Annotated in this window: 25 protein-coding genes; 23 read left to right on the top strand and 2 right to left on the bottom strand. The window is 39.1% G+C overall.

From position 1 onward, the window contains the following. Window positions 1–8: 8 nt before the first annotated feature. Window positions 9–1397 (bottom strand): chromosomal replication initiator protein DnaA, encoded by a 1389-nt coding sequence (gene dnaA, locus I6F47_RS19180; protein WP_010555148.1) that lies wholly within the window; start codon window positions 1395–1397, stop codon window positions 9–11. Between the two features lie 518 nt (window positions 1398–1915). Here dnaA and rpmH point away from each other — a divergent pair. The 21 genes from rpmH (at window position 1916) to glmU (ending at window position 21023) form a co-directional block, all read left to right on the top strand. After that, entirely contained in the window at window positions 1916–2050 is a 135-nt protein-coding gene (gene rpmH, locus I6F47_RS19175; protein WP_004335215.1) for a 50S ribosomal protein L34, read from the top strand. 7 nt (window positions 2051–2057) lie between these two features. Then, a complete protein-coding gene (gene rnpA, locus I6F47_RS19170; protein ID WP_007377653.1) occupies window positions 2058–2480 on the top strand; it encodes a ribonuclease P protein component in 423 nt (140 codons plus the stop codon). A 129-nt stretch (window positions 2481–2609) separates the two neighbouring features. Next, window positions 2610–2885, top strand: coding sequence for a membrane protein insertion efficiency factor YidD (yidD, locus tag I6F47_RS19165; RefSeq protein WP_008138026.1), 276 nt, complete (start codon window positions 2610–2612; stop codon window positions 2883–2885). Window positions 2886–2893: 8 nt separating this feature from the next. After that, window positions 2894–4531, top strand: coding sequence for a membrane protein insertase YidC (yidC, locus tag I6F47_RS19160; protein ID WP_197184377.1), 1638 nt, complete (start codon window positions 2894–2896; stop codon window positions 4529–4531). A 135-nt stretch (window positions 4532–4666) separates the two neighbouring features. Beyond that, window positions 4667–6031 carry a tRNA uridine-5-carboxymethylaminomethyl(34) synthesis GTPase MnmE gene (gene mnmE, locus I6F47_RS19155; protein ID WP_007584209.1) on the top strand — a complete coding sequence of 455 codons (1365 nt, stop codon included), beginning with the start codon at window positions 4667–4669 and terminating at the stop codon, window positions 6029–6031. A 245-nt stretch (window positions 6032–6276) separates the two neighbouring features. Further along, a complete protein-coding gene (locus tag I6F47_RS20625) occupies window positions 6277–6447 on the top strand; it encodes a hypothetical protein (RefSeq protein ID WP_231609261.1) in 171 nt (56 codons plus the stop codon). Between the two features lie 690 nt (window positions 6448–7137). Next, on the top strand, window positions 7138–7587 hold the full coding sequence (mioC, locus tag I6F47_RS19150; protein ID WP_197184376.1) for an FMN-binding protein MioC: 450 nt from the start codon (window positions 7138–7140) through the stop codon (window positions 7585–7587). Between the two features lie 428 nt (window positions 7588–8015). After that, a complete protein-coding gene (gene mnmG / locus I6F47_RS19145) occupies window positions 8016–9905 on the top strand; it encodes a tRNA uridine-5-carboxymethylaminomethyl(34) synthesis enzyme MnmG (protein ID WP_007585991.1) in 1890 nt (629 codons plus the stop codon). Window positions 9906–9920: 15 nt separating this feature from the next. Beyond that, window positions 9921–10541 carry a 16S rRNA (guanine(527)-N(7))-methyltransferase RsmG gene (rsmG, locus tag I6F47_RS19140; protein ID WP_007585988.1) on the top strand — a complete coding sequence of 207 codons (621 nt, stop codon included), beginning with the start codon at window positions 9921–9923 and terminating at the stop codon, window positions 10539–10541. Between the two features lie 14 nt (window positions 10542–10555). Next, window positions 10556–11341 (top strand): ParA family protein, encoded by a 786-nt coding sequence (locus I6F47_RS19135; RefSeq protein ID WP_004335235.1) that lies wholly within the window; start codon window positions 10556–10558, stop codon window positions 11339–11341. Window positions 11342–11361: 20 nt separating this feature from the next. Beyond that, complete coding sequence (locus tag I6F47_RS19130; protein WP_197176781.1) at window positions 11362–12285, top strand: ParB/RepB/Spo0J family partition protein; 924 nt, start codon at window positions 11362–11364, stop codon at window positions 12283–12285. A gap of 142 nt (window positions 12286–12427) precedes the next feature. Continuing rightward, window positions 12428–12808 carry an ATP synthase subunit I gene (locus I6F47_RS19125; protein WP_007585983.1) on the top strand — a complete coding sequence of 127 codons (381 nt, stop codon included), beginning with the start codon at window positions 12428–12430 and terminating at the stop codon, window positions 12806–12808. A gap of 15 nt (window positions 12809–12823) precedes the next feature. Beyond that, window positions 12824–13681 (top strand): F0F1 ATP synthase subunit A, encoded by an 858-nt coding sequence (gene atpB, locus I6F47_RS19120; protein WP_024592268.1) that lies wholly within the window; start codon window positions 12824–12826, stop codon window positions 13679–13681. 61 nt (window positions 13682–13742) lie between these two features. Continuing rightward, window positions 13743–13985, top strand: coding sequence for a F0F1 ATP synthase subunit C (gene atpE / locus I6F47_RS19115; RefSeq protein WP_007585980.1), 243 nt, complete (start codon window positions 13743–13745; stop codon window positions 13983–13985). A gap of 41 nt (window positions 13986–14026) precedes the next feature. Then, window positions 14027–14497 carry a F0F1 ATP synthase subunit B gene (atpF, locus tag I6F47_RS19110; RefSeq protein WP_004335264.1) on the top strand — a complete coding sequence of 157 codons (471 nt, stop codon included), beginning with the start codon at window positions 14027–14029 and terminating at the stop codon, window positions 14495–14497. A 16-nt stretch (window positions 14498–14513) separates the two neighbouring features. Next, entirely contained in the window at window positions 14514–15047 is a 534-nt protein-coding gene (atpH, locus tag I6F47_RS19105) for a F0F1 ATP synthase subunit delta (protein ID WP_007585978.1), read from the top strand. A 14-nt stretch (window positions 15048–15061) separates the two neighbouring features. After that, window positions 15062–16603 carry a F0F1 ATP synthase subunit alpha gene (atpA, locus tag I6F47_RS19100; RefSeq protein WP_007585976.1) on the top strand — a complete coding sequence of 514 codons (1542 nt, stop codon included), beginning with the start codon at window positions 15062–15064 and terminating at the stop codon, window positions 16601–16603. Between the two features lie 60 nt (window positions 16604–16663). Beyond that, window positions 16664–17524: a F0F1 ATP synthase subunit gamma gene (atpG, locus tag I6F47_RS19095; protein ID WP_007585974.1), complete on the top strand. Its 861-nt coding sequence runs from the start codon at window positions 16664–16666 to the stop codon at window positions 17522–17524. Between the two features lie 33 nt (window positions 17525–17557). Continuing rightward, a complete protein-coding gene (gene atpD, locus I6F47_RS19090; protein ID WP_007585971.1) occupies window positions 17558–18943 on the top strand; it encodes a F0F1 ATP synthase subunit beta in 1386 nt (461 codons plus the stop codon). A 13-nt stretch (window positions 18944–18956) separates the two neighbouring features. Continuing rightward, window positions 18957–19379 (top strand): F0F1 ATP synthase subunit epsilon, encoded by a 423-nt coding sequence (locus tag I6F47_RS19085; RefSeq protein ID WP_007377666.1) that lies wholly within the window; start codon window positions 18957–18959, stop codon window positions 19377–19379. 285 nt (window positions 19380–19664) lie between these two features. Next, on the top strand, window positions 19665–21023 hold the full coding sequence (gene glmU / locus I6F47_RS19080) for a bifunctional UDP-N-acetylglucosamine diphosphorylase/glucosamine-1-phosphate N-acetyltransferase GlmU (protein WP_197184375.1): 1359 nt from the start codon (window positions 19665–19667) through the stop codon (window positions 21021–21023). Window positions 21024–21050: 27 nt separating this feature from the next. Here the strand turns inward: glmU and I6F47_RS19075 are convergent, their stop codons facing one another. After that, a complete protein-coding gene (locus I6F47_RS19075) occupies window positions 21051–21893 on the bottom strand; it encodes a LytR/AlgR family response regulator transcription factor (RefSeq protein ID WP_165740119.1) in 843 nt (280 codons plus the stop codon). A gap of 144 nt (window positions 21894–22037) precedes the next feature. Between I6F47_RS19075 and I6F47_RS19070 the strand changes: the two genes are divergently transcribed. Both I6F47_RS19070 and I6F47_RS19065 read left to right on the top strand, forming a co-directional pair. Next, the gene (locus I6F47_RS19070) at window positions 22038–23267 is read left to right on the top strand and encodes an acyltransferase family protein (RefSeq protein WP_197184374.1); all 1230 of its coding nucleotides are present in this window, start codon (window positions 22038–22040) and stop codon (window positions 23265–23267) included. Between the two features lie 83 nt (window positions 23268–23350). After that, complete coding sequence (locus tag I6F47_RS19065; protein WP_197184373.1) at window positions 23351–25144, top strand: choice-of-anchor I family protein; 1794 nt, start codon at window positions 23351–23353, stop codon at window positions 25142–25144. Window positions 25145–25812: the final 668 nt, after the last annotated feature.

The following is a 25812-nucleotide window of genomic DNA, read 5'->3' as shown; positions in this document are numbered from 1 at the left end:
AGTCAGCCCTAAGATGACAATGTTCTTATTAAGTTTTGGTAATCTTCTTTAATTTCGTGGCTTTCATCACGTAGTGATTTTATCTTACGACATGCATGTAATACGGTCGTATGATCGCGTCCACCAAATGCGTCACCAATCTCAGGTAAGCTGTGATTAGTTAATTCTTTAGATAACGCCATAGCTACTTGGCGCGGCCTCGCTATAGAGCGGCTGCGGCGCTTAGATAACAGGTCTGATATACGAATTCGATAGTACTCAGCAACAGTGCGCTGAATATTGTCTATGGTAACCAGTTTATCTTGCAAGGCAAGTAAATCGCGTAGCGCTTCTTTTACAAAATCGATTGAAATAGGACGACCGGTAAAGTTCGCATTAGCGATTACACGGTTAAGTGCACCCTCTAGCTCACGAACATTTGAACGTAATTTTTTGGCAATAAAAAAAGCAACTTCGTGTGGTAAGTTAATCTTACTTTGCTGGGCTTTTTTCATTAAAATAGCAACGCGTGTTTCAAGCTCTGGTGGCTCAATCGCAATTGTTAATCCCCAACCAAAACGCGATTTTAGCCTGTCTTCGACCCCTTCAATCTCTTTAGGGTAACGATCAGAGGTTAAAATAATTTGTTGGTTGCCTTCAAGCAATGCATTAAAGGTATGAAAAAATTCTTCTTGTGAACGCTCTTTGTTAGCAAAAAATTGAATATCATCAATCATTAATGCATCAACACTGCGGTAATAACGCTTAAATTCTTCTATCGCATTATTTTGAAGTGCCTTTACCATGTCTTGAACAAAGCGTTCTGAATGCATGTAAACAATTTTAGCATCTGGCTTATTTGCCATAATGCCATTACCTACTGCATGTAATAAGTGAGTTTTACCTAAACCAGTACCACCGTATATAAATACAGGGTTAAAAGCAGAGCCAGGATTGTCGGCAACCTGTGTGGCCGCAGCTTTTGCTAATTGGTTTGATTTACCTTCAACAAAGCTATCAAAAGTATAGTTTTCTTTAATGTTAGATTTGTAACCTGACTTAGGTGCAGGTTCAACAACTGGCTTTTGCTCGCGAGGCTGTTGTTTTGCTGAAGCATGTGCACTTGGTGCCGATTGAGTTTCTATAACCGGTGCAGCTTGTGCATTTAATAAAGGTTTACTACCTACATCAAAACGTAGTTTTGGTGCTTCAACACCACAAATCTCTACTAGTAATTCGTTAATTCTATTTAGGTACTTTTCTCTCACCCAATCAAGCACAAAGCGATTAGGTGCATAAATCGTCAAGGTATCTTCGGTACTTTCTGCTTGTAGCGGTCTTACCCACATACTGAATTGCTGCGAAGGCAGCTCATCTTGCAATACATATAAACAACTTTGCCAAACCGACAGATACACAGTTAAACTCCCAGAGATATAATTTTTATTCCCGCACATCATTAATGATTATAAATCATACATTTATTGCGTTCAAATGGTCCAATAAGCGACCCAAGACCGCGTATTATGAAGACACTTTATCCACAAGTAAAAGATTGATTTTTATAAAATTGTTGATATCGATGTATAAAATCATTAACAAGCTGATTTAAAACAGTTTTTATTTTAGATCCTGAGAGGAGATCATAACAAAATAACACCAAGATCGCGAACCAAATTTACGATCCAATTTACTTTTCCCCCGCTTTTATTCACTTTTTATACAGGGGCTGTGGAAAACTTCTTATTTATGATGATCCTAACAGATCGCCTTATATGATCTCTTATATAGTAGTAGGTGGGTTATATACCCTTAACGTAATTATGATTGACTTTACATTACTTACTCTATAATATCTCGCGCTCGCAATGGCACCTATGCCAGGATCGCGACCTGTATAGGATGTTTTAACTTTAACCGATCGGATGAGATTGTTATGAAAAGAACTTTTCAACCTAGCGTTTTAAAACGCAAACGTGCACACGGCTTCCGTGCTCGCATGGCAACTGTAAATGGCCGTAAAGTATTAGCACGTCGCCGCGCTAAAGGCCGCAAAGTTCTTTCTGCTTAATTTATAAGTGGAAGACTTTAGCTTTGGCAGGGAGTTACGTCTGTTAACTCCCTCGCATTACTCTCGCATATTTAATGAACCCGCTCGGGCTGCAACTCCTTTCTTTACTCTATTAGCTAAACCAAATGACCAAGATAAACCTAGGTTAGGTCTTACTGTTGCTAAAAAACGTGTAAAAAAGGCATGCCAACGAAACCGTATTAAACGTCTCGCTCGCGAAAGTTTTCGTTTAAATCAACACAGCATCGATAATATTGATATTGTGCTTATGGTTAAAAATGGTATTGATGAGCAGTCTAATGAAGAAATAACCAAACAACTTACTAAATTATGGCGAAAAATTAACGAACGCTGTAAACCAGGTGCACCTAAACCACCACCTTTTAAGAAACGCCCAAACAAATCAGCTAAATCTAACAAACAAACCTAATTGCAATAGAATTGCAGGGTTAATTAATGTATCTTTAGCTCACCTTTTAATCATGCATTTAAATTTTCTAATTGAGTCTTTAAATACATGATATCTATCTCACTAAACTTAAGTAGGGGCATAAACATCATGAGGTTACTTAAACCACTTGTTGCTTTACCAACTTTTTGTTTAGTGTTATTTATCCGCGGTTATCAAAAGTGGATTAGCCCGCTGTTAGGTCCGCATTGTCGTTTTAATCCAACCTGTTCTAGTTATGCTATTCAAGCAATTAAATTGCATGGATCGGTAAAAGGTAGTTGGTTAGCTTTAAAACGCATATTAAAATGCCATCCTTTACATTCAGGCGGAGACGACCCCGTTCCTGAAAAATTAACCCATATTAACCACCAACACGAGAAATAAGAGCTGTTATGGAATCGCAACGCACGTTTTTATTAATTGGCCTAATGCTAGTGTCGTTTTTATTGTTCCAAGAATGGGATAATGATTACAACAAGCCTAAAGTCGATCCAAGTGCCACAACACAAACACTACAAGCAAATTCACCAGAGTCGGATGATTATATTCCTTCATCGTCAGATTCAGAGTTACCTGCTTCAGCAACTTTAGCTAAGCGTTCAGTTATTGAAATTACAACTGACGTTTTTAAAGTTAAAATTGACACCAAAGGCGGTGACATTGTTGAAACAGACCTTCTTCAATACGAAGAGACAAAAGGCAGTGACACGCCTTATATGCTTCTTGGTCAGCTTGATGGTGGCAAACAATACTTTTCACAAAGTGGCTTAATTGGCTTAAATGGCCCTGACGCATCAGCTAACGGTCGCCCTACTTACAATACCGAACAAAAGTCATATACCTTAACGGGTGATGAGCTTCGCGTTCCACTTCAGTTTACCGATAGTAATGGTGTTAGTTTTACTAAAACGTATGTATTCAAAAAAGGTCAGTATGACGTAGGCCTAGAATACAAAATTAACAACACTACCAGCGCACCTCTTCAAGTACAGCTATACACGCAAATTAAGCGTACCGTACAAGAAAAAGGTAGCATGGTTGATCAAAACTATTTAGGTGCAGCATACGGTACTGATGAAGAAAAATACGAAAAGTATAGTTTTTCAGATATGGCTGATAAAAACCTAAATAAAAGCACACAAGGTGGTTACGTTGCCTTTATTCAACATTACTTTGTAAGTGCTTGGGTTCCAATGCAAGATCAATCAAATACACTTTATAGCTTAATTACAAAAAGTAATGCCGCTATTATTGGTGCTAAAGATCCCGCTGTAAATATTCAAGCTGGTAGTGAGCAAATACTAACTGCTACTTATTATATGGGCCCGAAAGAGTCAGATATTCTTGAAGCGATTCACCCAGACCTAGACCTAACCGTAGATTACGGTTGGTTATTTTTTATCTCGCAACCTTTATTTGTATTGCTAAAATGGCTACACAGCATTTTAGGTAACTGGGGTGTAGCAATTATTGCCATCACTATTATCGTTAAATCGTTAATGTATCCACTTACTAAAGCGCAATACACTTCAATGGCAAAAATGCGTGCCCTACAGCCTAAAATGGCAGCCCTTAAAGAAAAGTTTGGTGATGACCGTCAAAAGTTCGGCCAAGCAACTATGGAAATGTACAAAAAAGAAAAAGTTAACCCAATGGGTGGCTGTTTCCCTATTTTGCTACAAATGCCAATTTTCTTAGCCTTGTTCTACGTATTCTTAGAGTCTACTGAACTTCGCCATGCTGAATTCATTTTTTGGTTAACTGACCTTTCTGCGAAAGACCCGTACTACGTATTGCCAATATTATTTGGTGCGAGTATGTTTGTGACGCAAAAGCTACAACCTATGACGGTTACTGATCCAATGCAGCAAAAAATGATGACCTTTATGCCGGTTATCTTCTCTGTATTCTTCTTATGGTTCCCATCTGGTTTAGTTCTTTACTGGTTAGTGTCTAACCTTATTTCTATTGTCCAGATGTTAATCATCTACCGTGGCATGGAAAAGAAAGGAATTAAAGTAAGAGGCTAACTAAGCTCCTACTTATATAAAGGCGACTTCGGTCGCCTTTTTTATTGCCTGTTTTTCACCACAGCTATTCGCTACAAATAAATCGATAGGTTACAATACGGGCATAAAGTTACTCATCGTTGGCAAATTAATAGCATGATCAATCAAGATACAATTGCAGCACAAGCAACAGCACCAGGGCGTGGTGGTGTTGGTATTATTCGCGTTTCAGGTAGCCTTGCTAAAAGTGTCGCCGAAAAAGTAGTAGGTAAAATACCTAAAGTTCGCTACGCCGATTATGTGCCATTTAAAAGCCTTGCTGGCGAGCAACTTGATCAAGGTATTGCCATTTACTTTGCAGGTCCTAACTCATTTACTGGTGAAGACGTACTTGAATTACAAGGCCACGGCGGTCCTGTAGTACTGGATATGTTACTTAAAGAAATTAGTAAAATAGAGGGCGTTCGTTTAGCAAAGCCTGGCGAGTTTTCTGAGCGCGCATTTATGAATGACAAGCTTGATTTAACACAAGCAGAAGCCATCGCCGACTTAATTAATGCTACGAGCGAGCAAGCCGCTAAAAGCGCCCTACAGTCTCTCCAAGGTGAGTTTTCTAAGCACATAGAAACACTCGTAGAAAAAGTAATTCACTTACGCATGTATGTAGAAGCGGCAATAGATTTTCCTGATGAAGAAATTGATTTTCTATCAGATGGTAAAGTGTCAGGCGACTTAGACGCGATTATTACTCAGCTTAACACTGTAACCAACCAAGCCAAGCAAGGCAGTATCATGCGCGAAGGTATGCGTGTTGTTATTGCAGGTCGCCCTAATGCGGGTAAATCAAGCCTGCTTAACGCTCTAGCCGGTCGTGAAGCCGCAATCGTAACAGAAATAGCCGGTACCACTCGCGACGTACTACGAGAGCATATACATATAGATGGTATGCCACTGCATATTATAGATACCGCAGGCCTTCGTGAAAGCCCAGACAGAGTAGAACAAATAGGTATTGAGCGTGCATGGGATGAAATAAACCAAGCCGACCGCGTTTTATTTATGCTTGATGGCACTGATACTATAGATACTGACCCGCACAAAATTTGGCCTGAATTTATGGCAAAATTACCAGAAGGTATGGGGGTTACGGTCATCAGAAATAAAGCTGATTTATCGGGCGACATAGTCGGAATGGAGCAAGAGCAACAATACCCGGTTATCAGCTTAAGTGCTAAAAATGCTGACGGTATTGAACTTGTTCGCGAGCATTTAAAAGCTTGTATAGGCTTTCAAGGTGCAACAGAAGGTGGCTTTATGGCGCGCCGTCGTCATTTGGATGCACTAGAAAGTGCTGCGTATCATTTAGAAACGGGTAAAACACAGTTAGAAATGCACATTGCTGGTGAAATACTCGCTGAAGAACTGCGTTTAACACAGCAGTATTTGAATGAAATAACCGGTGAATTTACCTCAGACGACTTACTTGGCAAAATATTTAGCTCGTTTTGTATTGGTAAATAAACACCCTATTACAGATATATTTTTATTATAAGAGCACTTAAGTGCTCTTTTTTTATGTAAAATATTCTGCTGTAAAATATGTATTTATACACCTGATGCCTGCAAATTACTGCCAATAAAATCATATCCAAAACTACCTTTGTTACGTGCTAAGAGAGGTCAGATTATATAGAGTAGGCAATACTGAGAGTGCTTATTGGGGGAATTAATAGCACAAATTACACCTATTATTAAGGCTAAAACTGATGCCTTTTCAAACAACCGCACGCTTTAATAGCGTTATATGTCATACAAAAAGTAGTTATAAATGGCTTCCTTATACTTACTTTAGCTCACAAAAATGCACTAAAACACACCTCATACACGCAAAAGATGATGCTATTCGCTCAATTAGAGAGCTAAAAAACACTGATTAGTACTCTAAAAAGCTTACTTTTGACAACATATAATTTGATGATCACTGTGATTTTTAAATAAAATAACTCAACTGCTAAGTATTCAAAACTTTTGATCTGCTTACTCCACCAGCAAAATTAATAAAAATAGCAGCTCTAAATTCGCATAAAATTAAAAATACCGAGATCACTTATCCACAATACCTAATTTTCAGCTCAAATAAATACCAAAACTAGGTAAATCAGCTGCAAAAACCTCATGATCAATTGTAATTTATCTATTTATGAACTTATTTTTAATTAATTTCATTAGATCTGCTTTATTAGATCATTTTTAAAAATTATTTTCGATCTAAATTTAAGGTTATCAACAGGCTTTATATCCACATTATGATCAACATGTATTTTTAATTGAGATATTTACAATTTAATTCTTTACTGACAAGTAATATCAATAACTTAGCGAATATAAAACAACCTAAAAAAACAGTTTAAGCAGAGCTTTCCCCACTGTTATCAACAACTTGATCAGAAGATTACATTTAAAGATAATTTGTTAAACACTATATTATCAACAACTTAAAGACAAAATTTTGAATGAGTGTAAAATTACCGCAAAAATAGTTATACAAAAAAGCACTCTTAACTTTACTGTTATCCTCACTCAGTTATCATAGGCGGCAATTAAAACCAATGTGATCACTAATATTCATGAGTTCAGTAAATCTTATTGTCGGCAGCCAAATGGGATCAGCCGAGTATGTTGCAGAGCAATTAAGCGACGCGCTTAATAACCTTGGTATTACTACGCAACTACATGATCAACCTGAATTTAGCGATATTGATCAGCAAAATACCATTTGGTTAATCTGCACATCAACTTATGGTGCAGGTGATTACCCTGAAAATCTTATTAGTTTTGTTGAAGATGTAACTCAAGAAGATGATTTATCTGAATTAAAATATTCAGTAATCGCTTTAGGCGATACTAGTTATGACACTTATAACCTAGCAGGACGTAATATAGATGCCTTATTAACTCAAAAAGGCGCTATAAAAGTAGCAGAACGTTTAGAGCTTAATATTCTCGATGAAGCACTACCAGAAGACACTGCATTAACATGGTTAGACTCTTGGATAGCTCAAACAGGCATAAAATAGATAGATCAAGTAAAAAGTTATATATAAAGTTACCCACAATTTACTAATAATTTAATAGGTTTTGTGGATAAAGATTGAATAAACTGCGTTTTAAAGCATGCTTATCCATTGGATAAGATCCAGCTGATTCAACCCTGTGCATAAAGTGCCTTTTTGATCAGAGCTTATTTGCTGGATGATCCGATCATATTAACACCTTTAGATCTGATCTAATTTCATGTTTTAAATGAAGATCTAAACCTTATCAACAGAAAAGTCGATCAGTAGTAGTAATAGTAATAAAAGATCTCTTTAAAAGATCCTTTATATTATTAGAGATCACATACTTAGATCTTGCCCTTTGTTTAATCATTTATCTTCTGCCAATTTCTAGGTAGAATACGCTCCCTTTTGAAGTTTACCGGTTTGATTTAAGTAGGATCCCATTAATGATTTTTCACGAAAATTTTGACGTTATCGTAGTAGGTGGTGGGCATGCTGGCACTGAAGCCGCATTAGCAGCTGCCCGTATGGGGATGAATACCCTGCTACTGACTCACAATATGGATACCCTTGGTCAAATGTCTTGCAACCCAGCAATTGGTGGGATTGGCAAAGGTCATTTGGTAAAAGAGATCGACGCGCTTGGTGGTGCAATGGCACAGGCCATTGATAAAGGCGGGATCCAATTTCGTACACTAAATTCTTCAAAAGGACCTGCTGTTCGTGCTACTCGAGCACAAGCAGATCGCGCTTTGTACAAAGCGGCTATTCAAACAACATTACAAAACCAAGATAACCTTAAGATTTTTCAACAATCATGTGATGATCTTATTGTTGAAAACGATCGTGTTACTGGCGTAGTAACTCAAATGGGTTTACGTTTTAGTGCACCAAGTGTTGTTTTAACCGTGGGTACTTTTTTAGGCGGCTTAATTCATATTGGTTTAGAAAATTATAAAGGCGGTCGTGCAGGCGATCCTCCTTCAATCGCTTTAGCTGATCGCTTACGTGAACATCCATTTAGAGTTGATCGTTTAAAAACAGGTACACCTCCACGTATTGATGCACGTACTGTTGATTTTACAAAAATGGAAGCACAGCCTGGTGATACACCAACTCCTGTGTTTTCGTTTATGGGTAAACAATCAGATCACCCACAACAGATACCGTGTTACATAACTTACACAAACGAAAAAACACATGATGTTATTCGTAAAAACTTACATCGCTCACCTATGTACTCAGGTGTTATTGAAGGTATTGGTCCACGATACTGCCCTTCAATTGAAGATAAAATTGTTCGTTTTGCGGATAAAGATAAACATCAAATATTTGTTGAGCCTGAAGGTTTAACATCATACGAATTATATCCAAATGGTATTTCGACTAGTTTACCGTTTGATGTACAACTTGAAATTGTACAATCGATTACAGGTTTTGAAAATGCACATATTTGTCGACCTGGTTACGCAATTGAATATGATTACTTTGATCCACGTGATTTAAAACAATCTTTAGAAACTAAATTTATTGAAGGTTTATTTTTTGCGGGTCAAATTAACGGTACTACCGGCTATGAAGAAGCGGGTGCACAAGGCTTAATTGCAGGTATGAATGCTGCACTAAAAGTGCAAGGCAAAGATTCTTGGACACCACGTCGTGATGAAGCTTACGTTGGTGTATTAATCGACGACTTAGCAACACTGGGTACAAAAGAACCATACCGCATGTTTACCAGTCGTGCCGAATATCGTTTATTACTTCGTGAAGATAATGCTGATATTCGTTTAACTGAAAAAGGCCGTGAACTAGGTTTAGTTAATGACGAACGCTGGCAGGCATTTAACGAAAAAATGGAAGTAATCGAAAAAGAGAAGCAACGCATTAAAGATACGTGGATTCATAAAGATCACGCCGTTGTAGATCAAGTAAATGCATTACTGAAAACACCGCTTACACGTGAAGCAAGTTTAGAAGAATTACTTCGTCGCCCAGAGATTCGTTATAACGATCTTATGGCTATAGAAGGATTAGGATCTGAATTTACAAACAAAGCGGCACTTGAACAAGTTGAGATCCATACTAAGTACGCAGGTTATATTGCGCGTCAACAGGATGAGATCAACAAACAGCTTCGTCATGAGCAAACAATTTTACCAAAAGAGTTTGATTATAAAACCGTATCTGGTTTGTCAAATGAGGTAGTTGCCAAGCTTATTGAGTCGCGTCCTGACACTATTGGTCAAGCATCGCGTATTTCTGGTATCACCCCAGCGGCGATTTCGCTATTATTAGTGTATCTGAAGAAGCAAGGCTTATTACGCAAATCCGCGTAATGGTAAGGGTACATAGTGTTACAGCAACAATTAACTACATTGTTAGCGCAAACTGATATTGCGCTAACAGAAAAACAACAGCAACAGCTAGTTCGTTACGTCGAGTTATTGAATAAGTGGAATAAGGCTTATAACTTAACCTCAGTACGCTTACCTGAAGAAATGATGATTAAGCATATAATGGATAGCTTAGTTGTTGCGCCTCACTTACCCGGTCATCATTATATTGATGTTGGAACGGGTCCTGGATTACCGGGTATCGTATTAGCAATTGCATTACCTAATACACATTTTGTGTTATTAGATAGCTTAGGTAAACGTGTACGATTTTTAATGCATGTTAAACATGAGCTTGGTCTTGATAATGTAACCCCGGTTCAGTCAAGAGTTGAAGAATATCAACCAAGTGTTAAATTAGACGGCGTACTAAGTCGTGCTTTTGCTTCATTACAAGATATGGTTGACTGGTGTTCGCACTTAATCGATCATTCGGGTAAATTTATAGCACTTAAAGGCGTGTTCCCTAGCGAAGAGCTAGAGTCACTACCTGCAGGCGTTAAGTTTGAGCAAAAAATTGCATTAGAAGTACCTAATTTAGATGCACAACGACATTTAATTATTCTTTCTAAAGACTAGGGATCAGAGACACCGTGGCAAAAGTCATCGCATTAGCAAATCAAAAAGGTGGAGTGGGTAAAACTACAACCGCTGTTAACCTCGCTGCGTCTATGGCTGCAACGAAACGTAAAGTGCTGTTAATTGATCTCGATCCGCAAGGTAATGCGACTATGGGTAGTGGCGTAGATAAATATGGCGACGTGCCAACTATTTACGACCTACTTATTGAAGATAAACCTATAGAAGACGTTATCATTAAAGAAACGTCTGGTGAATACCATATGATTGCTGCAAACGGTGATGTAACCGCTGCAGAAGTTAAATTGATGGAATTATTTGCCCGTGAAGTGCGTTTACGTAATGCACTTGAAAAAATTCAGGACCAGTACGAATTTATTTTTATCGACTGTCCACCCTCTCTAAATATGTTAACTGTTAATGCAATGGCCGCAGCTGATTCTATTTTAGTGCCAATGCAGTGTGAGTATTATGCACTTGAAGGGTTAACCGCATTAATGGATACGATTACGCAGCTTGCTAAGTTAGTGAATCCTAGCTTACAAATTGAAGGCATACTTCGTACTATGTACGACCCGCGTAACCGTTTGGCAAATGATGTATCAGAACAATTAAAACAACATTTTGGCGATAAAGTATACCGTACGGTGATCCCGCGTAATGTTCGTTTAGCTGAAGCACCTAGTTTTGGTACTCCTGCTATGTACTATGACCGGGCATCAAGTGGCGCTAAAGCATATTTAGCACTCGCTGGTGAAATGTTACGCAGAAAAGAAAAAACAGCGTCCGTTGTCGCCTAACTTTGAGGTAAAAAAATAACATGTCTGCTAAAAAACGAGGTTTAGGCCGAGGACTCGATGCACTTTTAAGTTCGTCAAAGCCTGCACCGAGCGCAAGCAAGGAACAAGACACATCAAACGTTTCTGAGGCTGTGCAAAATGCCGCGGCTAATAATAGTGAATTACAAAAACTCCCAATAGAGTTTTTACACTCTGGTAAATACCAACCTCGTAAAGACATGTCTGAAGAGGCGCTAGAAGAGCTTGCTAGTTCTATTCGCTCACAAGGTATTATTCAACCCATTGTTGTGCGCCCTATTGCACATAATAGCTTTGAAATTATTGCTGGTGAGCGTCGTTGGCGCGCAGCGCAAATAGCTAAGCTTGAAACAGTACCTTGTATTATTAAAGATGTACCTGATGAAGCAGCTGTTGCTATTGCACTGATAGAAAATATTCAGCGTGAAGATTTAAATGCCATGGAAGAAGCGGTTGCACTTAATCGTTTGCTAATAGAATTTGAATTAACACATCAGCAAGTAGCAGATGCGGTGGGTAAATCACGTACGACTGTAACTAACTTACTGCGTTTAAATAACTTAAATAGTGATGTAAAAATTCTGTTAGAGCATGGCGATATTGAAATGGGGCATGCTCGTTGCCTGTTAGCCCTTGAAGGTGAAGCGCAGTCAGATGCTGCTCGTTTAGCTGTAGCTAAAGCATTAACAGTTCGAGAAACTGAAAAGCTCGTACGTTCAATTTTAGAACCTTTACCTGCTAAAGAAATAACCGAAAAAGATCCAGATGTTAAGCAGTTAGAACAACAACTCGCTGAAAATCTAGGTGCTAAAGTAGAGATTAACTACAATAAAAAAGGCAAAGGTAAACTGGTTATTTCGTATACTAACCTAGATGAACTTGACGGCATTTTAAATCGTATCAATCACGACAATACCCACCATTAGTTTTCTACATGTCTAAAAAGGGACATTTGTAGCTATTTCGTGTTACAAAGCATCTACTCAAGTTGCAAAACTGGCAGGATTAAGTATAATTTCGCCAGTTTTCACACCCTAACAATTAGAACGCAATAAAGGTTAACTAAACGTGACTGATAAGTTAGCGAGTCCATATCGACTTGCCGTATTAAAGTTAATTTGCCTTCAGGGTGTTGTAGCATTAGTTGCTGCTGTAATTATTTTTTTTAGTTCGGGAGTCAATGCCTCGCTTTCATCACTCGCTGGTGGAGCTGTAGCAGTACTTCCGCACTTTGTATTTGCACTTTATGCATTCAGATATATGGGTGCAAGTCGAGCAAATCAAGCGTATGCCTCGTTGAAACGCGGCAACGGATTAAAGTTTATGCTAACAATTGTATTGTTTGCGCTAGTACTGAAGCATTTTCCGGTAATTTTATTACCCTTTTTTAGTACTTATATACTGGCGCTCTTTACTGGATTGTTCGCACCCGTTTTTTTTAAACATTAACTTTTGGGATATAACATGGCAGCAGAAGAAGTTACTCTATCTGGCCATATCCAGCACCATTTGACCAATGCTAAGATGTGTTCGACCGATACAGGTCTCGCCTTCAATAAAGCATGTACGGACAGTGGATTCTGGACATGGCATATAGATACCCTTGCATGGTCTATCGGTTTAGGTCTTATATTTTTATGGATCTTTCGTAGTGCCGCTAAAAAATCAACACTAGGTGTACCTGGAAAATTTCAGTGTTTTATTGAAATAATCGTAGAATTTGTTGGTGACAACGTACGCGATACTTTCCATGGTAAAAGCAAGCTTATTGCACCATTAGCCTTAACGATTTTCGTTTGGGTGTTCTTAATGAACTTAATGGATTTAATACCAGTTGATTTCCTTCCAGCATTTGCAGGTTTCGTTGGTGAGACTGCATTTGGTATGGATTCACACGATGTGTACATGAAAATTGTACCAACGACTGACATTAATATGACTTCAGCGCTAGCGCTGGGTGTATTTATACTAATGGTTGGCTTTTCAATCAAAATAAAAGGTATTGGCGGGTTTATTAAAGAGTTAACGCTTCATCCGTTCAACTCAAATAACGTGTTCGTTCAAATTATTTTGATACCATTTAACTTATTACTTGAACTGATTGCACTCGTTTCTAAACCGTTTTCATTAGCACTACGTTTGTTTGGTAACTTATATGCTGGTGAGTTGATTTTCATTTTGATCGGCGCTATCGGTTTTATGCAACTACCGTTGCACTTTGTTTGGGCAGTATTCCATATTCTAGTTATTACATTACAAGCATTCTTATTCATGATGCTTACGATTGTATACCTAAGCATGGCAAGTTCAGATAATCACTAATTTTTAGATTTACAATTTTACTTTTACTTTTAACTTTACAATTGAAACTTTGGAGAAATAAATGGAAGCTTTAGAATTATTAACAGGCTTAAAATACATCGCAGTAGCTTTACTAATCGGTTTTGGTGCAATCGGCACAGCAATCGGTTTTGGTAACATGGGCGGTAAATTCCTTGAAGCATGTGCGCGTCAACCTGAGCTTGCACCTTCGCTACAAGTTAAAATGTTTATCCTTGCTGGTCTAATCGATGCTGTAGCAATGATTGGTGTTGGTATCGCTATGGTATTGTTGTTCGTACTTTAATTTTATTCTTTGAACAGCTTACTATTTAAGGAGGAGCGGTTGTGAATTTAAACGCCACTCTTATCGGTGAATTGATTGCGTTTACGGTGTTCGTATTATTTTGTATGAAATACGTATGGCCACCACTAAACGGTGCAATTGAAGCTCGCCAGAAAAAAATCGAAGATGGTTTAGCTGCCTCTGATAGAGCCGAAAAAGACTTAGAACTTGCGCAAAAGAAAGCTGCTGAACAGCTTAAAGATGCAAAAGCTCAAGCGGCTGATATCATTGATCAAGCTAAAAAGCGTGCAGTGCTAATTGTTGACGAAGAAACACTTCGTGGTCAACAAGAGCGTGAAAGTATCATTGCTCAAGGGCACTCTGAAGTTGAGTCTGAACGTAATCGCATAACAGAAGAACTACGTAAGCAAGTAGCAACTCTGGCAGTGATTGGCGCAGAACGTATTTTAGAGCGTGAAATTAATCAAGCCGCACATAGTGACATCGTTGAAAAACTTGTCGCTGAGCTGTAATTAGGAGGGTATGAGCATGTCTAATTTGACTACTATCGCTCGCCCATACGCTAAAGCGGCTTTTGAACTTGCCGTTGAGAAAGGCACTCTAGAAAGCTGGAATGATATGTTGTTCTTTGCAGGCCATGTAGCCAGCAATGAGCAAGCATCGTCTGTTTTAGCGAGTATGCCTACAGCTACTGCACAAGCTGAATTATTTATTCAACTTTGTGCTGAGCAGCTCAACGAACAAGGTCAGAACCTAGTTAAGGTGATGGCTGAAAATGGACGTTTGACAGCTCTACCTGAAGTTGCACAGTTATTTGCTGAATTTAAAGCAGAATACGATAAAGAAATCGAAGTAGATGTGATTTCTGCAACTCCTCTTGTTGCTGCGCAACAAGAGTCATTGGTAGCGGCACTTGAAAAACGTTTCGCACGCAAAGTTAAGCTGAATTGTAGTGAAGACGCGTCAGTGGTTGGTGGACTTATTATTAGGTCTGGCGACACTGTAATCGACGGTACTATTCGCGGTAAATTAAACCGCTTAGCTACAACACTACAATCGTAATTGGGAAAAAGAGCATGCAACTTAATTCCACTGAAATTTCAGATCTGATCAAACAACGTATTGAGAAGTTCGAAGTTGTAAGTGAAGCTCGTAACGAAGGTACTATTGTATCTGTTACTGACGGTATCATCCGCATCCACGGTCTTGCTGACTGTATGCAAGGTGAAATGATTGAGCTTCCTGGCAGCCGTTATGCTATCGCACTAAACCTTGAGCGCGACTCAATTGGTGCAGTAGTAATGGGTCCGTACGCTGACCTTACTGAAGGCGTAAAAGTATATACAACTGGTCGTATTTTAGAAGTTCCTGTTGGTCCTGGTTTACTTGGTCGTGTTGTAAACACACTAGGTGCTCCAATCGATGGTAAAGGCGCTCTAGATAACGACGGGTTTGAACCTGTAGAAAAAATTGCACCAGGTGTAATCGAGCGTAAATCTGTAGATGAGCCAGTTCAAACTGGTTATAAATCTATTGATGCGATGATTCCAGTTGGTCGTGGTCAACGTGAACTTATCATTGGTGACCGCCAAACAGGTAAAACTGCACTAGCAATCGATGCAATCATCAATCAAAAAGACACAGGCGTTAAGTGTGTGTACGTTGCGATTGGTCAAAAAGCATCTACTATTGCAAACGTAGTTCGTAAATTAGAAGAGCATGGTGCACTAGCAAATACTATCGTAGTTGTTGCATCTGCTTCTGAATCTGCGGCACTTCAGTACTTAGCACCGTTCGCGGGCTGTACTATGGGTGAATACTTCCGTGACCGTGGTGAAAACGCATTAATCGTATATGATGATTTGTCTAAGCAAGCAGTTGCTTACCGTCAAATTTCATTACTACTTAAGCGTCCACCAGGCCGTGAAGCATACCCAGGTGACGTATTCTACCTTCACTCTCGTCTTTTAGAGCGTGCATCGCGTGTAAACGCAGATTACGTTGAAAAGTTCACTAATGGTGAAGTGAAAGGTAAAACTGGTTCATTGACGGCATTGCCAATCATTGAAACTCAAGGCGGCGACGTTTCTGCGTTCGTACCGACTAACGTTATCTCTATCACCGATGGTCAGATCTTCTTAGAAACTGACTTATTCAACTCAGGTATCCGTCCGGCAGTAAATGCTGGTATCTCGGTATCGCGTGTTGGTGGTGCTGCACAAACTAAAATCGTTAAGAAACTAGGTGGCGGTATTCGTCTAGCCCTAGCTCAGTACCGTGAATTAGCTGCGTTCTCGCAGTTCGCGTCTGACCTTGATGATGCAACTCGTGCTCAACTTGAGCATGGTGAGCGTGTAACAGAGCTAATGAAGCAGAAACAGTACGCGCCAATGTCTGTTGCTGATATGTCTTTGTCGTTATTTGCTGCTGAAAAAGGCTTCCTTCAAGACATCGAAATCGCGAAAATCGGTGACTTTGAAGCAGCTTTACTTTCGTATGCAAATAGCACATACGCAGAGCTTGTGGCTCAAATCAATGAAACTGGTAACTTGAATGCCGAGATCGAAGCGCAGCTTAAAGAACTTCTAACGAAGTTCAAGTCTACGCAAACTTGGTAATTTAGTTATTAATGGTGCGCTTTAGGAAACTAAAGCACACCTTGATTCGGAGAGAGAGTCATGGCCAGCGGAAAAGAGATTAAAAGCAAGATCGGGAGTATTAAAAATACTCAAAAGATCACTAGCGCAATGGAAATGGTTGCTGCGTCTAAAATGAAAAGGGCGCAAGAACGCGTTGCTTCAAGCCGTCCATACGCTGACAAATTACGTGAAGTAATTGGTCGTGTTGCTCAAGCAAATCTTGATTTTACTCACCCGTTCTTAAAAGATCGTGAAGTGAAACGAGTTGGTTATATTGTTATCTCTACAGACCGTGGTCTGTGTGGCGGTCTAAACTCAAACGAGTTTAAGAAAGTTGCACTTGATGTTAAAGCGTGGAAAGAAAAAGGTGTTGATGCTGAATTTGCTACTTTAGGTAGTAAAGCAGCTGGCTTCTTTCAACGTTTTGGTGGTCAACTACTCGCTAAAAAAGCGGGCCTAGGAGATAAACCTTCAGTACAAGACGTTATTGGTCCTGTAAAAGTTATGCTTGATGCATTTTCTGAAGGCAAAATAGACCGTTTATTCTTGGTATATAACAAATTCGTTAATACCATGAGGCAAGAGCCAATTATAGATCAGTTACTCCCTTTGCCAAAAGCTGAAGAAGAAGTATCTGCTCACACATGGGATTACTTATACGAGCCAAATCCAGAGGCTATTTTAGAGTCTTTGTTAGTACGCTTTATTGAGTCTCAAGCATACCAAGGTGTGGTAGAAAATGCTGCCTCTGAACAGGCTGCTCGTATGGTTGCAATGAAAGCTGCAACTGATAACGCAGGTGACCTTATGGACGAGCTACAGCTTGTTTATAACAAGGCTCGCCAAGCAGCAATCACACAAGAAATTAGTGAGATTTGTTCTGGCTCAGCAGCAGTTTAATGCTTCGGGTAAAGATTAACGAGAGGAATAGACATGAGTTTAGGTAAGGTCGTCCAAATTATCGGCGCCGTTGTGGATATTGAATTTCCACAAGATAGCGTGCCAGCGGTATACCACGCACTAAGAGTAACAGATGGCGATTTAGCTGGTTTGACTCTAGAAGTTCAACAACAGCTAGGTGGCGGTGTAGTGCGTACTATCGCTATGGGTACTACTGATGGTTTACGTCGTAGTGCTTTAGTTATGAATACAGGTGAATCGATTCAAGTTCCAGTTGGTAAAGCAACACTTGGTCGTATCATGAACGTACTTGGTGAGCCAATCGATGAAGCGGGTCCAATCGGCGAAGAAGACCGTATGTCTATTCACCGTGCAGCACCTTCATACGAAGAGCAATCAAGTTCAGTTGAACTTTTAGAAACTGGTATCAAGGTTATAGATCTTGTATGTCCGTTTGCTAAAGGTGGTAAAGTTGGTTTATTCGGTGGTGCCGGTGTTGGTAAAACTGTAAACATGATGGAACTTATCCGTAACATCGCAATCGAGCACAGCGGCTACTCAGTATTTGCAGGTGTTGGTGAGCGTACACGTGAGGGTAACGATTTCTACCATGAGATGAACGATTCAAACGTACTTGATAAAGTATCGCTTGTATACGGTCAGATGAACGAGCCTCCAGGTAACCGTTTACGCGTAGCGTTAACAGGTCTTACTATGGCTGAAAAGTTCCGTGATGAAGGTCGCGATGTACTTTTCTTCGTAGATAACATCTACCGTTATACTCTTGCTGGTACAGAAGTATCTGCACTACTTGGTCGTATGCCATCAGCGGTAGGTTACCAGCCTACACTTGCTGAAGAAATGGGTGTGCTTCAAGAGCGTATCGCTTCTACTAAGACGGGTTCAATTACATCAATCCAAGCGGTATACGTACCTGCGGATGATTTAACGGATCCATCTCCAGCAACTACCTTTGCTCACTTAGACGCAACAGTAGTACTTTCACGTGATATCGCATCACTTGGTATCTACCCAGCGGTAGACCCACTTGATTCATCTTCACGTCAACTTGACCCACAAGTAATTGGTCAAGAGCACTACGATACAGCACGTGGCGTTCAAACAGTTCTTCAGCGTTATAAAGAACTTAAAGACATCATTGCAATCCTAGGTATGGACGAGCTTTCTGACGAAGATAAGCAACTTGTATCTCGTGCACGTAAAATCCAACGTTTCCTATCTCAGCCATTCTTCGTGGCAGAGGTGTTTACAGGCGCGTCTGGTAAGTACGTATCACTAAAAGATACAATTTCTGGCTTTAAAGGCATCTTAAACGGTGAATTTGATGATATGCCAGAGCAAGCGTTCTACATGGTTGGCTCTATCGAAGAAGCTCAAGAAAAAGCCAAAGGCATGTAACTAGGAGGGTAGTATGACAGCTATGACTGTACATCTTGACGTAGTAAGCGCTGAGCAGAGTTTGTTCTCTGGTCTTGTTGAATCGATTCAAGTATCTGGTAGTGAAGGCGAGCTGGGTGTAAACCTAGGCCATGCTCCACTACTAACTGCCCTTAAACCTGGTATGGTACGTTTAGTTAAGCAATTTGGTCACGAAGATGTGATATATGTTGCTGGCGGTACATTAGAAGTTCAACCAAATCACATCACGATTCTTGCAGATACTGCGGTTCGTGGTGAAGATTTAGATGAAGATTCTGTACAAAAAGCTAAACGTGAAGCTGAAGAACATATGGCGAATTCGTCAGCTGTTGAGTTTGATTATCAGCAAGCGGCTACGCGACTGGCAGAAGCAGTTGCTCAGTTACGCGTAATTCAGCAATTACGTCACAAGTAAGCCTATCCGGTTTGTAAAAAGCCCACTATAAGTGGGCTTTTTTGTGCCTGTTACTTTTGTATTTACACTAAATACCTTAGTCCGATTATTATCTACACTTTTACACTTATATCCTGCAGGAATCCTCGCTACAATAACGCCATTCAATTAAGTGTGTTTTTTCAGTCAAGATTCAGTACTAATAAACTAACCTACTGAGTATCTGCACAAGAAGTGATTTACGTAATCTTCTGATCGAACATAAGACTTATTTAGCTAAAACAACGAAAAAAGGAAATTGTTTTAATGGCTCTAACAACTATTATTCTTGCTGCGGGTAAAGGTACTCGTATGCGCTCTGCTCTACCTAAAGTTTTGCACAAAGTTGCAGGTAAACCAATGGTACAGCACGTTATTGATAATGCGATGGCATTAGGTGCAACGACTACAAACCTAGTTTACGGACACGGCGGCGAACTATTACAACAACAACTTGCCGATAACAATGTAAATTGGGTACTTCAAGCTGAACAACTTGGTACTGGCCACGCAGTAGCGCAAGCCAACTCTCATGTTAATGATGAAGACACGGTATTAATTTTATACGGTGATGTACCACTAACAAAACAATCAACACTAGAGCGTTTATTAGCCGCAACACCTAAAAATGGTTTAGCTGTATTAACGGTAAATTTGGTAAACCCAAATGGCTATGGTCGAATGCTTCGTGCCGGAGGTAAGTTAGTCGGTATTGTTGAGCAAAAAGATTCAAGCCCAGAGCAGTTACTTATTAACGAAGTAAATACAGGCATTATGGCTGTTAACGGTAAGCTATTAAAAGCATGGTTAGGTAACTTATCTAACAATAATGCACAAGGCGAGTACTACTTAACAGATATCGTTGCAATGGCTCACAGTGAAGGCGTAGAAATCACTTCAGCTCAGCCAGACCATGCAATGGAAGTTGAGGGCGCAAATAACCGCGTACAACTTGCAGGCTTAGAGCGTGCTTACCAAGCATGGCAAGCGCAAGAGCTAATGTTAAATGGCGCAACACTTGCTGATCCTGCGCGTATTGATGTGCGAGGAACAGTTACCACCGGTGAAGATGTACTTATCGACGTAAACGTTATTTTTGAAGGCACAGTCACGCTTGGTAACAATGTACAGATAGGTCCTAACTGTGTCCTTAAAAATTGTAGCATTGGCGATAACGTTATTATTAAAGCTAATACGCTGATTGAAGATGCCACAGTTGCAGATAAGTGTACGCTTGGTCCTTATGCTCGCCTTCGCCCAGGCGCTGTAATGGAAGAAGACTCACACATTGGTAACTTTGTTGAGATGAAAAAAACCCGACTAGGTAAAGGCTCTAAAGCCAACCACTTAAGTTATTTAGGTGATGCTGAAATTGGCGAAAAAGTGAATATTGGCGCTGGCACTATTACCTGTAACTACGATGGTGTTAACAAAGCAAAAACTATTATTGGCGATAATGCCTTTATTGGTTCTAATTCATCACTCGTTGCCCCAGTAAATATAGGTGCAACTGCAACAATTGGTGCAGGCTCTGTGATCACCAGTACCGTTGAAGATGACCAATTAGCAATAGCACGCTCTAAACAGCGTAATTTAACGGGTTGGAAACGCCCAGTTAAAAAATAACAATAGAGGCTACTTAGGTAGCCTTTTTTATTTTAGCTGAAGTTTAAATTGCTCTTTATAGCGTCTAGACAAGTTAAGTACTTTACCTGTAGTTAATTTTATTTCACTGTCGCCACTGGGTAGTGGTGTAATAGACTCCACTTTATCGAGTTTTACGCCATGGCTGCGGTGAATTCTACAAAACCCCTGCACTTCAAGTTGTTTACTTAATGCTGTAAGCGTTGCCCTTAACGGATATATACGTGAGCCTATATGTAGGTTTACATAATTACCCGATGATTCAAGCCAATCAACATCCTCTATTTTTATAATGAATTCTTTTCCGAGCTTTTTAACTAATAGGCGGTTTATGGTCGATGTTGTTTGCTGCTCACTTTCTTCAATTGAAGAGGCTTCACCTAGTAACTGCTGCACCACATATTGATATACTTTGATAAGTACGATGAAAAACACAAAGCTTATAGCGTCTTTCTGGTATTCATAAATAAGCTCAAACCAGCTAAGTCCAAAGTTGTAAGACCCATCATTCAACAAATATATGAATTTACGAACCCCTACCATAATACCAACGTGTAACACGCTAAATATAATAGAGACACCAAAGTACATACCTAATGAGGCCGTAATATTTTGCCAATTAAAAGATAAGTGTCTTAAAAACCAAATTAAAATAGGGAATATAAGCAAAGTACTCAAGGCACTTGAATACTCCCAAACAAATGGCTCCCACATTAAAAAAGTTAAAGCCCCTTCTCTTTGGGCTTCCATTATTTGGGTTGTAGCGTTTACTGTATTATTAATTAATACGTAAGCACACAGTAATAATGATGCGTAAATGCTTTGAAAACGTTGAAAGTGCTGTAGGTTCATAAATATATGCTTATTGCTGACGTGGCACGCTTATCCCTGTATACCACCTTTTATCACTATTGCTTGTAATATAAGCACTTATAGATAGTTTTAGCGAGAGCTTTAGGTATGAATAACGCATAACATACATAAAGTAGTAAAAGCATGAGCACTCAAGTACAACAACCTTCATTAGTTAATTCGCGTAAATATTATCTTGATTGGCTTAGGGTAATCGCATTTGCGTCGCTAATTTTTTATCACATTGGCATGTTGTATAGCGAAAACTGGGGATTTCATTTTAAAAGTAATTATACATCACAGTATGTTGAATATTTAATGTTGGTGTTTTCACCTTGGCGCATGTTGCTCATTTGGTTTATATCGGGCGTAGCACTGCGTTTTATGATTGATAAAGTACGCAGCTTTAAGTCTTGGTTACATTTCACCTTATACCGCTCTATTTTTTTACTATTACCCTTGCTGGTGGGGTTATGGTTAATAGTGCCTTTACAGCTGTTTGCAGAAATGTCACAGCAAGGTGTTATTGATATTAGCTATTGGCAATTTTATTTAGCTTTTATAGAGACGAACAATACGCTTTTTATTAATTATCAGTCTGGAGTGTGGCCGAATGTGGATGTAAATCACTTATGGTATTTGCGTTCGTTGTGGCAATTTATGCTGATCATTATTGTTTTAACTCTTTTTGCACGCTTGCCCTTTATTGCGCCTTTAAAAACATTTGTTAAGGGGGGTATGTCATTTGGGCTTTTAATTACCTTGCTCACTATTGCCGTACTATTTACAAGCCATTACTTAACTGGCGATTCAATCAGAGAGACTAACGGCTTAATACTGCTACTCGCAGGATACATACTTGCCAAAAACACTTACTTTTGGAACTGCTTAAATAAAAACTTGGTATTACTAGCTTTGAGTTTTTCGGTTTTGTTTGTACTTATAATATTAAGTTATCAGAAGGTATTTACTCTTCCTCATTTTATTTTAAGCGCTAGCTACAATATTCAACGTGTTGTAGGTGTATTTTTTGTACTCGCGTTCGCTCACCGATTTTTAAATTTTAATACTTACTATTTAAAACAGCTCAATGTATGGGTGTTTCCCTTTTATTTATTGCATCAAAGCATTTTGATTATTTTGTGTTTTTTACTACAGCCTTTAAGTTTAGGGCCTGTTGCTGAACCATTCATCATTATTACAGGGACTTGGTCTTTTTGCGGTGTTATTACATGGGGTATTACACGTATTGATGTACTTAGACCTTTGCTAGGGGTTGCAATTAAACGAGATTATTCCCCTACTGTAAAAATTCTTGGTTATACGGCCGCTTTAATTTTAATAACTCCGCTAGCGTATAAGCTAATTACTTAGGCTAAGGGGCTGTATTAAAACTGCCATAATCTTGTCATGCCTGTGTGTTGATATTTAGCAAATACAATACTAAGGAAAATCACATGTTTAAAAAATCAATTATTGCGCTGTCACTTATATCTGTTCTTACTGGTTGCTCACTTGATGGTGACGATGGTCAAAACGGCTCTCAAGGATTACAGGGAGAACAAGGCACAGGTGGGACTAATGGGTTAAATGGTATAAATGCCAATTCAGCATTAAATATTAACCTTGTAGGAAGAGGAGTATTAAATGCACAAAGCCCAGAAGGTGCAGCTGAAATAGTTGCATATCAAGCATCTAAAAAATGGATTTACGCTATTAACAGTTCAGGTGATGACGCTGTTGTTAATATTTTACCCGCCGACACCTTTGATACTGCCGCACTCGTTAAAGATAACGAAGGGGTTATAAACGGCACAAATTTAACATCCGTTATTACGTTGCCTTTAAACGAGTTTACCCAAGGCGATGCAAACAGCATTGCTATTGATGAAAATAACAATCTACTTGCAGTGGCAATGGCTGCTGAAAGCACGGGTGATGCAGGTCAAATTGCTTTTTACGATATAAGCGGCGACTCACCTGTATTTATTAAAAATGTTACAGTCGGATTTTTACCAGACATGGTGACGTTCACCCATGATGGTGCAAAGGCAGTGGTTGCTAACGAAGGTGAACCAAGTGGCGACTACAGCGTAGATCCTGAAGGTTCTATTAGTATTATCGATATAACAAATAATGTAATAGCCGATACAGCAATAAATATTGATTTTAAAGCCTATAACAACAAACAAACCGAACTAGAAGCGCAAGGGGGAGTTTTTGCAAACCCAAATGGTCGTACTATTAACGGTAACCTAATAAATACCACAGTAGCTATGGATTTAGAGCCCGAGTACGTTAGCATTTCTAAAGATAACAAATACGCCTATATATCTATTCAAGAAAACAATGCACTTGCAATTGTTAACCTACAAGACAACAGCCTTGAGTTAAAAGGCTTAGGCTTTAAAGATTGGTCAAGCTTACAACTAGACGCCTCAGATAAAGATGGCGGTGTTAATTTAAAATCATACTCAGGGCTTTATGGTATGTACCAGCCCGATACTATCTCAAGCTTTAGTTGGAAAGGCGCAAACTTTATAGTCACTGCCAATGAAGGCGACGCAAGAGAATACTTTTTTGATACAGCTGATGAAGCAGACTGCACAGCAAAGGGCGGACTTGATTACGATAAAGACGATGGCTGCTTAGCTTATATAGATGAAAGCCGCGTTGAAGACTTAACGCTTGCTGCTAATTTTGATTACTTAAATAATGACGATGATGATATTGGTCGCTTAAAAGTAACAACAATAAAAGGCGATACCAATAACGACGGACAATACGAATCGCTTTACGGCTATGGCGCACGTTCTTTTACTATTTGGGATAGCAATGGGCTGGTGGTTTTTGATTCAGGTGACGATATAGCACGTATAACAGCATCTGTGCATGGTGAATCATTTAATAATAATGAAGATGAAAACAAAGGTGACTCACGTTCAGATGATAAAGGCGCAGAGCCTGAAGCGCTGACTATTGGTAAAATTGACGATCGTACATTTGCTTTTGTTGGATTAGAACGTATGGGCGGTATTATGGCTTACGACATTACTAATCCATACAATGTGCAATTTGAAGACTACTTCTATAATAGAGGCTTAATTAAAGGAGCGAATATTACAGGCGATTTGGCACCTGAAGGAATGGTATTCGTTTCAGCAGAGCAAAGTGCAACAGGAAATCCACTCTTAATTGTTGGAAATGAAATATCAGGCTCTATTGCCGTATGGGAAATAGCATCTAAATAAATCTTTAATTTTAAATAAAGCTGTGTGTTGTTTGTTTAACATACAGCTTAGTTTAAACCTTACTAATACATCATCAATTGATACATAAATTATGAGTGTTTTTTAAACTAAAAGTATCCTGCAGCCCTTTATTTGTATAGCTTTCATACTAAATTCATTTAATTGTCAAAAAGCTGAAATAAAACATTGACCCCCGCTCGAATCTCCCTATAATGCGACCCCACTGAGACAGGAAACGCCAACGCATAGCGAGGCACGAACTACTCGGAGAGTTAAGTAAAACTTCGGTTTTAAATCTTCCAAAAGAAAGTTTAAAACTAAGTGTTGACTCAAAAAATAAAGGGTGTATTANAAAGAAAGTTTAAAACTAAGTGTTGACTCGAAAAATAAAGGGTGTATTATTCGCATCCCTTGAGACGCTAAAGCGACTCAAAACGTTCTTTAACAATATAAAGCAATCATCTGTGTGGGCACTCGTACAGATTGAGTTCTAACAGCCAACCTACTTAGGTAGCGAGGCAAACAAATTTAGAGTCTCAATTGAAAGCTGAGTGACCAACAGAATAGTTATTTCGGTAATTATTCGGCACAGTCAATTCAATATCGAAAGATATTAAAATAAATTCAGAATTCATTGAGCTGTCGAAAGACATAAAACTTTTTAATTG

Origin of the sequence: Pseudoalteromonas sp. NZS37 (assembly GCF_015864265.1) — a bacterium.
GTDB lineage: Bacteria > Pseudomonadota > Gammaproteobacteria > Enterobacterales > Alteromonadaceae > Pseudoalteromonas > Pseudoalteromonas arctica.
This window is presented reverse-complemented; position numbering and strand designations above follow the sequence as displayed.